This is a genomic window from Cupriavidus sp. 21MJTG02-4, assembly GCF_057798975.1.
Map to the genome: position 1 here is coordinate 119,587 of NZ_JBYOJP010000020.1, position 9,233 is coordinate 128,819.

General features: G+C 68.2%; 9 protein-coding genes. 3 read left to right on the top strand and 6 right to left on the bottom strand.

Translation table 11 applies throughout. From position 1 onward, the window contains the following. Positions 1-101: 101 nt before the first annotated feature. From AC3FKH_RS29705 to AC3FKH_RS29725, 5 genes are read right to left on the bottom strand one after another with little or no spacing between them, the layout of a single operon-like run. Complete coding sequence (locus tag AC3FKH_RS29705; protein WP_488679271.1) at positions 102-803, bottom strand: ABC transporter ATP-binding protein; 702 nt, start codon at positions 801-803, stop codon at positions 102-104. Beyond that, entirely contained in the window at positions 796-1,548 is a 753-nt protein-coding gene (locus tag AC3FKH_RS29710; RefSeq protein WP_488679273.1) for an ABC transporter ATP-binding protein, read from the bottom strand. The genes AC3FKH_RS29705 and AC3FKH_RS29710 overlap by 8 nt, the downstream gene beginning before the upstream one ends. Further along, entirely contained in the window at positions 1,545-2,600 is a 1,056-nt protein-coding gene (locus tag AC3FKH_RS29715) for a branched-chain amino acid ABC transporter permease (RefSeq protein ID WP_488679274.1), read from the bottom strand. The genes AC3FKH_RS29710 and AC3FKH_RS29715 overlap by 4 nt, the downstream gene beginning before the upstream one ends. Next, on the bottom strand, positions 2,597-3,460 hold the full coding sequence (locus AC3FKH_RS29720) for a branched-chain amino acid ABC transporter permease (protein WP_488679275.1): 864 nt from the start codon (positions 3,458-3,460) through the stop codon (positions 2,597-2,599). Before AC3FKH_RS29720 ends, AC3FKH_RS29715 begins: the two co-directional genes overlap by 4 nt. Positions 3,461-3,515: 55 nt before the next feature. Beyond that, complete coding sequence (locus AC3FKH_RS29725; protein WP_488679276.1) at positions 3,516-3,677, bottom strand: hypothetical protein; 162 nt, start codon at positions 3,675-3,677, stop codon at positions 3,516-3,518. A 225-nt stretch (positions 3,678-3,902) separates the two neighbouring features. On the opposite strand from AC3FKH_RS29725, the gene AC3FKH_RS29730 reads away from it, so the two are divergent. Then, on the top strand, positions 3,903-4,826 hold the full coding sequence (locus AC3FKH_RS29730) for an aldo/keto reductase (RefSeq protein ID WP_488679277.1): 924 nt from the start codon (positions 3,903-3,905) through the stop codon (positions 4,824-4,826). Positions 4,827-4,829: 3 nt separating this feature from the next. Continuing rightward, entirely contained in the window at positions 4,830-6,206 is a 1,377-nt protein-coding gene (locus AC3FKH_RS29735; RefSeq protein WP_488679278.1) for an NTP/NDP exchange transporter, read from the top strand. 10 nt (positions 6,207-6,216) lie between these two features. Here AC3FKH_RS29735 and AC3FKH_RS29740 read toward each other — a convergent pair whose 3' ends face one another. Next, positions 6,217-7,893 (bottom strand): methyl-accepting chemotaxis protein, encoded by a 1,677-nt coding sequence (locus AC3FKH_RS29740; RefSeq protein ID WP_488679280.1) that lies wholly within the window; start codon positions 7,891-7,893, stop codon positions 6,217-6,219. Between the two features lie 252 nt (positions 7,894-8,145). Between AC3FKH_RS29740 and AC3FKH_RS29745 the strand changes: the two genes are divergently transcribed. Beyond that, positions 8,146-9,233, top strand: a 1,088-nt coding sequence (locus AC3FKH_RS29745; RefSeq protein ID WP_488679281.1) for an S-(hydroxymethyl)glutathione dehydrogenase/class III alcohol dehydrogenase, incomplete at its 3' end; no start/stop codon positions are given.

Here is a 9,233-nt window from a genome sequence, read left to right on the forward strand (position 1 = left end):
TGCGGAGCATAGCGGCAGTTCGGGTTTCCGCAAACCATCGTGAACGCCCTTGATACATTTGCGCCGGCCGCCCTGGGCAGCCCGCCGGAAGCGGCTACCTGCTAGCCGACGCCCATCAACCGGTCCAGGCGGTCCTTGTCCGCCAGCAGGCCGGCGCTGTCCGACGCGTGCGCCACCCTGCCCCGGTCCAGCACCATGGCGCGCCGTGTCATGGACAGCGCCAGCCGCGCGTGCTGCTCGACCACGATCACCGCCATCCCGCCCTGCCCGATCAGCTTGCCGATCACGCGCTGCAGCTCCTGCACGATGATCGGGGCCAGGCCCTCCATCGGTTCATCGAGCAGCAGCAAGGCGGGATTGAGCATCAACGCACGCGCAATCGCCAGCATCTGCTGTTCGCCGCCCGACAACTGGTTGCCCAGGTTGCGCCGGCGCTCCTGCAGGCGCGGAAACAGCGCGTAGACGCGCGCAAGCGTCCAGTGCCCCGGCCGCGACACGGCACTGAGGTTCTCTTCCACCGTCAGCGACGGGAACACCCATCGCTCCTGCGGCACCCAGCCAATGCCGGCCTGGGCACGCTGGTGCGGCGCCAGCCGTGCCAGGTCGCGCCCCTGCCAGCGCAGCGTGCCGCGGCGCACGCGCGTGAAACCCATCAGCGTGGCGAGCAGCGTGGTCTTGCCCACGCCATTGCGGCCCAGCAGCGCCAGGCTGTCGCCGGCATCCAGGGCCAGGTCGATGCCGTCGATGACCACGGCGTCGCCGTAGCCCGCGCTCAGCGCTTCCACCCGCAGCAACTCAGCCATGTGCCGACTCCCCAAGATAGACCTCTTTCACGCGCGGATCGGCGGCGATTTCGGCCGGCGTGCCTTCGGTGAGCACCTTGCCGCCCACCAGCACCGTGATGCGTTCGGCAAAGCGGAACACCAGGTCCATGTCGTGCTCGATGAACACGATCGTGATCTCGCGCGGCAGCGCAGCAATGACGGCGAACAGCTCGGCGCTTTCCGCTGACGGAATGCCCGCCGCGGGTTCATCGAGCAGCAGGATCGATGGCCGCGTGGCTAGTGCCAGCGCGATCTCCAGCAGCCGCTGCTTGCCATACGGCAGGCGGCGCGTCTCCATGTCGGCCTCGTTCTCGAGCCTCAGGCTGGCCAGCACCGCCATGGCTTCGTCCACCAGCGCGCGCTGCGACGCCACCGTGCGCGACCACACGCGCGCCGCGCCGGTGCGTTCGGCCACGGCCAGCACCACCGATTCGAGCACGGTCAACCCCGGGAACAGCGTGTTGACCTGGAAAGTCCGCGCCATGCCCAGGCGCACGCGCGCATGCCGAGGCAAACGGGTGATGTCCTGCCCGCCAAGCCAGATGCGCCCGGACGTAGGCGCCAGCGCTCCGGTCAGCAGGTTGATGAAGGTGGTCTTGCCCGCGCCGTTCGGGCCGATCAGCGCATGGCGCGCGCCGGGCGCGAAGCTGAGCGAGATGTCGCTGTTCGCCACGAACGCGCCCCACTGGCGCGACAGGCCTTCGGTCCGCAAGAGCCCCGTCATTGCGCACCGCCTTCTGGCTGCTGCCCCGCGCGCGCGGCCAGCCACGCACGCGCCGCATCGACCGCCCCCATGACGCCCCCCTTCGCGAACAGCACCATCACCACCAGCATCAGGCCGACCCAGAACTGCCAGTACACCGGATTGATGCCCGCGAGTACGTCCTGGGCAATCATGAACAGCGCGGCGCCCGCCAGCGCGCCGTACAACCGCCCGGCGCCGCCCAGCACCAGCATGACCAGCAGCTCGGCCGAGCGCGGAAAGCCCAGCACGTCCATGCCGACAAACTGCGTGGTCTGGGCCAGCAGCGCGCCGGCCACGCCGGCAATCGCGGCCGACAGCGTGAACACCACGCGCAGCCGGCGCGGCACGTCCGCACCGAGCGCCGGCATGCGCCGCACGCCTTCGCGCACGCCGCGCAGCGACAGGCCGAACGGCGATTGCGTCAGGCGCCGCAGCAGCAGGAACAGCACGAACATCACCGCCAGGCTGTACAGGTAGGCGGTCTTGCCGAAGAGGTCGAACTCGAATACGCCGAGCAGGCGATCCATGGCCACGCCGGACAAGCCATCCACGCCGCCCGTGACGAAGGCGGCCTTGTTGGCTGCCTCGAACAGCATCAGGCCGATGCCCAGCGTCACCATCAGCCGCGTCAGGTCACCGCCGCGCACCACCAGGAAGCTGCTGAGCCAGCCGCCCACGCCCGCCACGGCAGCGGCCGCCAGCAGACCGCTGAGCGGCTCGCCCCAGCCATGTGCGGCCAGCAGCCCGGCCGTATAGGCACCGAGGCCGAAAAATGCCGCGTGCCCCAGCGAAACGATGCCCGCATAGCCCAGGATCAGGTCCAGCGACAAGGCGAAGAGCCCTGTGATCAGGATCTGGCTGCCGAGGATCAGGTAGTCCGGCAACGCAAAGAACGCCGCCACGGGCAGCAGCCAGAACACGTACTCGGCCGGATGCCAGCGCCCGTCCGGCAATTTGCGCCCGGTGGGCGCCGGGGTGCCGGCCTCGCGCGGGACGGCGGCCGACCGCGGCGATCGCATCAGTGTCTTCATGCGCGCCTTCCATACAATCCGGCCGGGAACAGGACCAGCAGCACCACCATCATCGCGTAGATGACGAAGGCGCCGACGGCCGGCACGTAGTACTTGCCGGCCACGTCGGCAACGCCGAGCACCAGCGCCGCGAGCAGCGAACCGCGGATCGACCCGGCACCGCCCACGGCGACCACGAGCAGGAAATACACCATGTACTTGAGCGGGAACGCCGGATCCAGACCCAGCACGTCCACGCCAAGCCCGCCGCCCAGTCCCGCCAATCCGGAGCCCAATGCGAAGGCCAGGCTGAACACGCGCCCTACGTTGATGCCGAGGCCGCGCGCAGCCTGCTGGTTATCCACGGCTGCCCGCACCTGCGCGCCGAAACGCGTGCGCGCTACCAGCCAGCCCAGCGCCGCGGTAATCGCCAACACCACGGCAATCAGGAACAGGCGGTATGCGCCCAGTTCCAGTACTCCCACGCGCACCTGGCCGCGCAGCATCTCGGGCAGTTCCACGGGTTGCTGGCCCGGGCCGAACAGGTAAGTAGCGCCGGCCATCGCCATAAAGGTCAGGCCGATGGAAAACAGCACCTGATCGAGATGGCTGGCCTGGTAGAGGCGGCGATACAGCGTGCGTTCCAGCACCCAGCCCACCGCCGCCGCGCCCGCGAAGGCGGCCGGCAACGCCAGCAGGAACGGCACGCCCGCACGGTTCATCAGCACCACGGCCACATAGCCGCCCAGCATGGCAAAGGCGCCATGCGCGAGGTTGACGAAGTTCATCAGCCCCATGGTCACCGACAGGCCGACGCTGATCAGGAACAGCAGGCTGCCGTAGGCCAGGCCGTCAAACAGCACGCCCAGGAGACTTGTCATCGTGGTCGATACCCTCGCTCAGGGAAGCCAGCGTTGAAGAAAAGGACTGCCCAATTCACGCGGGCAGCGGCGCGAATGGCAGGGCGACACAGTTTTCCGCAAGCATGCGCGACGGCGCCTGCGATGCGCACACATAAGCGAGTTCGGCATGCTGCAGCAGATGACCGAGCAGCAAACCGGCCGGGCCCGCGCCGATGATTGCGCCCCGGGTACGCATGTTGCCTGTCTCCCGATTGATTCTGGGTGAGGGGCCAGACCCGACCGCGCCTGGCCACGGCAGGCCATTGCGGCCGACTCGCTTTATCGGCCGGATTGTTCCGGCAGCAGGTAGTTTTTGCAATCCGGCCCCACCCGGAGTGGGGTGCGTACCCTGGCCTAGTGCTTTACAAGGCAAACCCGGAGGATTATGGTCAGTGAGTGCGTTTTTGCTGGAAATCCGTCCATGTCGATCGACCGCCGCTCATTTCTCGCGATAGCTGCCGGGCTGGCCGCCGTGCCCGGTTTTGCGGGCAGCGCGGGCACTGCCGCGGCATCCACGGTAGCGGCGCCGATGCGGCGGACCATCCCCGGCAGCACCGAGGCGCTCCCCGTGATCGGCATGGGCACGGCCGATACCTTCAACGTCGGCACCGGTGCCGATGAGCGCGCGCCGCTTGCCGAGGTCATTGGCCTGCTGCTGCAGAACCAGGGCTCGATCATCGACACCGCGCCGAGCTACGGCAGCGCGGAAGCCGTGACGGGCGACCTGTTGCGCAGCGCCGGCGCGCGCGGCAAGGTCTTCCTGGCGACCAAGGTGTCGGCCCCCGCCGGCGCACCGGCCCAGGCGCAGTGGGCGCGTTCGCTGGCCGACCTGCATACCGACAAAGTCGACCTGCTGCAGGTCCACAACCTGATCGACTGGCGCGAGAACCTGCGCTGGCTGCGGCAACTCAAGGAACAGGGAAAGATCCGCTACCTCGGCATCACGCACTATCGCGAGGACGCCCACGAGACGCTCGCGCAGATCGTGCGCAGCGAACGCGTCGACTTCGTGCAGGTCAACTATTCGCTCGCCGAGCGCGGCGCGCAGCGTACGCTGCTGCCGCTGTGCCAGTCGCGCGGCGTGGCGGTGCTGATCAACCGGCCGTTCCAGGACGGCCGCATGTTCCGCGCGGTCAAGGACAGGCCGCTGCCACCGTGGGCCGGGGAAATCGACTGCCATTCCTGGGGCCAGCTCTTCCTGAAGTTCGTGGTCAGCCATCCGGCCGTGACCGCGGCCATTCCCGCCACCTCCAAGCCCCGGAACATGGCGGACAACCTGGGCGCCGCGCTCGGACGGATGCCGGATGCCGGCCAGCGCGAGCGCATCGCGGCGTTGCTCGCCTAGCCCATGGACCACCATCCGCGCCAGGCCGCCACCGGGACGCTTGCCCGGCTGCGCCATGGCCTTGGCCTCCACCCCGGCGAAACGGGCGCCGTCGTCGCCGGCTTCCTGTTCTTCTTCTGCCTGTTTGCCAGCTATTTCATGCTGCGCCCGGTGCGCGAGACCATGGGCATAGCCGGCGGCGTCAAGAACCTGCAATGGCTGTTCACGGCCACCTTCGTCGTCATGCTGGCCGCCATTCCCCTCTATGGCGCATGCTGCGCGTGGTTGCCGCGCCGGCGTTTCGTGCCGTGGGTCTATGGCTTCTTCATTGCCAACCTGGTCGGCTTTGCCGTGGCCACGCGCGCGGTGCCGGACAGCGTCTGGCTGGCACGCGTGTTCTATGTCTGGCTGTCGGTCTTCAATCTGTTCGTGGTGTCCGTGGCATGGAGCCTGATGGCCGATGTGTTCCGGCCCGAGCAGGCCCGGCGCCTGTTCGCGCTGCTGGCCGCCGGCGCCAGCGCGGGCGGCCTGGCCGGCCCGGTGATGGGCGGCTGGCTGGTGGTGCATATCGGGCTCACCGGGCTGATGCTGCTGTCCGCGGCGCTGCTGGCCGCCACGCTGCCCGGCGTGGGCTGGCTGTTCGGCTGGCGGCGCCGCGCCGGCGCTGGCGTGGCGAAACCTGGCGACGCCGTGGCCGCGGATCCGGCACACCCTGTCGGCGGTGGACTGTGGGCCGGCCTGTCGCTGGTGGTGCGGTCGCGCTACCTGCTGGGCATCAGCCTGTTCGTGATCCTGCTGGCCACGGCCAGCACCTTCCTGTACTTCGAGCAGGCGCGCCTGGTGGCGGAGGCGTTTCCGGAGCGCGCGCGGCAGACACAGGTATTCAGCGCGCTCGACGCCGCCGTGCAGGCACTGACGATCATCGTCCAGCTGTTCTTTTCGGGTCGCGTGGCGCGGCGCTACGGGGTTTCAGCGCTGCTGACGATGGTGCCGCTCGCCGTGTTTGCCGGGTTCCTGCTGCTGGCGATGTTCCCGACCTTCAGCGTGCTGGCGAGCGTGATGATCCTGCGCCGCGTGGGCGAATACGCGCTGCTGCGCCCCGGCCGCGAGATGCTGTTCACGGTGGTGGATCCGGAAACCAAGTACAAGGCCAAGAACGTCATCGATACCGCGGTGTACCGCGCCGGCGACGCGGTCAGCGCATGGGTCAAGACGGCGGTCGACGCCATCTCGGGCCACGCCGCCGCGGTCGCGCTGACCGGGGCCGCGCTGGCCCTGGCGTGGGCCTTCCTCGGGTGGTGGCTGGGGCGCCGGCATGAACTGCAGCTGCTGCAAGCGGGCCCCGCCTCGGCCGGCTCGACGCGCAACGCCGCGTCGCCATCTGCCGCGCAGCCGCGTTAGCGCGCGGCGTTCAGAACGTTTCCCAGTTGTCGCCGCGATCGGCGCTGTCCGCAGCGCGCGGTGGCTGCGCCATCTGCCGGACTGGCTGGCGCGGCGCCGGGACAGGCCTGCGCAGCGCTGCGGCGTTGCCGCCGTCATGCTGCGCAATCCGGAAGGCCGCGACGGACTCGCGCAGCGCCGCTGCCTGTTCTTCGAGCGAATGGGCCGCGGCCGTGGCTTCCTCGACCAGCGCGGCATTCTGCTGGGTCACCTGGTCCATCTGCGCGACCGACTGGTTGACCTGCTCGATGCCCGTGCGTTGCTCCACGGACGCCGCCGCGATCTCGCCCATGATGTCCGTCACGCGGCGGATCGACTGCGTGATCTCCGTCATGGTCGCGCCCGCGCGCGTCACCAGGTCCGAACCGCTGCGCACGCGATCGACCGACGTGCTGATCAGCGTGCGGATTTCCTTGGCCGCGCCGGCCGAACGCTGCGCCAGGCTGCGCACCTCGCCCGCCACCACGGCAAAGCCGCGCCCCTGCTCGCCCGCGCGCGCCGCTTCCACCGCGGCATTGAGCGCCAGGATATTGGTCTGGAACGCGATGCCCTCGATCACGCCGATGATGTCGGCAATCTGGCCCGAGCTGTCCGCGATCTGCGTCATGGTGGTGATGACCTGGTCCATCACCTCGCCGCCGCGATTGGCGATCTCCGACGCATTGTCGGCCAGTCCGCTCGCCTGGCGCGCGCTGTCGGCGTTGTGCTGCACGGTCGTCGTCAGCTCTTCCATGCTGGCGGCCGTCTCCTGCAGCGAGGCCGCCTGCTGCTCGGTCCGCGAGGACAAGTCCGAATTGCCCGCGGCGATCTGCGCGGTCGCCGTGGCGACCGAATCGACCGAGGCGCGGATGCCGCTCACGGTGCCGGCCAGCCTGGCTTGCATGCGCTGCATGGCATAGAGCAGGCTGGAGTCGTCGTCCTGGCGCAGGTCGATCCGGCGCGTGAAGTCGCCGTCCGCGATGCTGTTGGCAACCGATGCGGCATAGGCGGGCTCGCCGCCCAGGTCGCGGCGCACGCCGCGCAGCAGCCACGCGGCCAGCAGGGTCGCCGCGCCGCCCACTATCACGAGCATCAGTAAGGAGTGGAATAGTGCCTGCCGGAATGCGGCCTCGATGTCATCGACATAGGCGCCGGTGGTGACGGCCCACTCCCACGTCTTGAAGGCCTTGATATAGCTCACCTTGGGCAGCGGCGCGCTCGCGCCCGGCTTCGGCCACATGTAGTTCAGGAAGCCCGAGCCCTGGCCGCTGGCGATCTTCGCGATTTCCACGTAGATGGCCACGCCGTTGGGATCCTTCATCCCGGTCAGGTTCTTGCCTTCGTTCTCGGGCTTGAACGGGTGCATCAGCGAGCGGCCCGAGAAGTCCGTGACCGAGACATAGCCGTCGGTTCCGAAGCGCAGCGGGCGCAGGCGCTCTTTGGCCAGCTTCTGCGCGTCTTCAAGGGACATGCCCTGGCTGGCAGCCTCTTTCTCGACGGACGCGATCAGGCTGACCGAGGCCTCGGCGACGCTCTGGATCTCGCGTTGGCGGCCGGCGAACATCTCCGCGCGCGTGGCGAACGCCTCGTACGTGCAGATGCCGAGCATGGCGATCCAGATCAGGCCAAAGGGGATCCAGAGCCGTTGGTTAAGGGTCAGAGTCTTCATTACTATTTGCGATGTGGGGCGACGGGTGGGTCATTGGGAGGGATGCAACCGCGTGCGCCAATGTCTCCAGCAAGCAAGCAACGGAACGATCCGGCGATTGCTCACCCTACTTTCGTAGGGCATCTCGCACGATCCGGCCGATCAGCGGCCAGGCACATCGAAGAAGTGATGCCTGTGTCTCCCCGTAAGGCCGTATAGTCATGCCTCCGGCCCAGGCGGGCCGACCACTTTCTCTTTCCCCCGGAGGATTCCATGAAGACCAAAGCCGCTATCGCCTGGAAAGCCGGCGCCCCGCTGACCATCGAAGACGTGGACCTGGACGGCCCCCGCGCCGGTGAAGTCCTGGTGGAAATCAAGGCCACCGGCATCTGCCACACCGATTACTACACGCTGTCGGGCGCGGACCCGGAAGGCATCTTCCCGGCGATTCTCGGCCATGAGGGCGCCGGCATCGTCACCGACGTCGGCCCGGGCGTGACTTCGCTCAGGCCGGGCGACCACGTGATCCCGCTGTACACGCCGGAGTGCCGCCAGTGCAAGTTCTGCCTGTCGCGCAAGACCAACCTGTGCCAGGCCATCCGCTCGACGCAAGGCAAGGGCCTGATGCCGGACGGCACCTCGCGCTTCTCGATCGACGGCAAGCCGATCTTCCACTACATGGGCACGTCGACGTTCGCGAACCACATCGTGGTGCCGGAGATCGCGCTCGCGAAAATCCGCCCTGACGCGCCGTTCGACAAGGTCTGCTACATCGGCTGCGGCGTGACGACCGGCGTGGGCGCGGTCATCTTCACGGCCAAGGTCGAGGCGGGTGCCAATGTGGTGGTGTTCGGCCTCGGCGGCATCGGCCTGAACGTGATCCAGGGCGCGAAGATGGTGGGTGCCGACAAGATCATCGGCGTCGACCTGAACCCCGCGCGCGAAGCCATGGCGCGCAAGTTCGGCATGACGCATTTCGTCAACCCGAAGGACGTGGGCAACGTCGTCGACCACATCATCCAGCTGACGGACGGCGGCGCCGATTATTCCTTCGAATGCATCGGCAACACGCAGGTCATGCGCCAGGCGCTGGAGTGCTGCCACAAGGGCTGGGGCAAATCGATCATCATCGGCGTGGCCGAGGCCGGCGCGGAGATCTCCACGCGCCCGTTCCAGCTCGTGACCGGACGCGAATGGAAGGGCTCGGCCTTCGGCGGCGCGCGCGGCCGCACCGACGTGCCGAAGATCGTCGACTGGTATATGGATGGCAAGCTCAATATCGACGACCTGATCACGCACACGCTGCCGCTGGACCGCATCAACGAAGGCTTCGACCTGATGAAGCGCGGCGAGTCGATCCG

What these genes read in the sequence shown, in the direction of transcription:
- AC3FKH_RS29705 (WP_488679271.1), bottom strand. Translation starts at nt 803, where the DNA reads ATGGCTGAGTTGCTGCGGGTGGAAGCGCTGAGCGCGGGCTACGGCGAC.
- AC3FKH_RS29710 (WP_488679273.1), bottom strand. Translation starts at nt 1,548, where the DNA reads ATGACGGGGCTCTTGCGGACCGAAGGCCTGTCGCGCCAGTGGGGCGCG.
- AC3FKH_RS29715 (WP_488679274.1), bottom strand. Translation starts at nt 2,600, where the DNA reads ATGAAGACACTGATGCGATCGCCGCGGTCGGCCGCCGTCCCGCGCGAG.
- AC3FKH_RS29720 (WP_488679275.1), bottom strand. Translation starts at nt 3,460, where the DNA reads ATGACAAGTCTCCTGGGCGTGCTGTTTGACGGCCTGGCCTACGGCAGC.
- AC3FKH_RS29725 (WP_488679276.1), bottom strand. Translation starts at nt 3,677, where the DNA reads ATGCGTACCCGGGGCGCAATCATCGGCGCGGGCCCGGCCGGTTTGCTG.
- AC3FKH_RS29730 (WP_488679277.1), top strand. Translation starts at nt 3,903, where the DNA reads ATGTCGATCGACCGCCGCTCATTTCTCGCGATAGCTGCCGGGCTGGCC.
- AC3FKH_RS29735 (WP_488679278.1), top strand. Translation starts at nt 4,830, where the DNA reads ATGGACCACCATCCGCGCCAGGCCGCCACCGGGACGCTTGCCCGGCTG.
- AC3FKH_RS29740 (WP_488679280.1), bottom strand. Translation starts at nt 7,893, where the DNA reads ATGAAGACTCTGACCCTTAACCAACGGCTCTGGATCCCCTTTGGCCTG.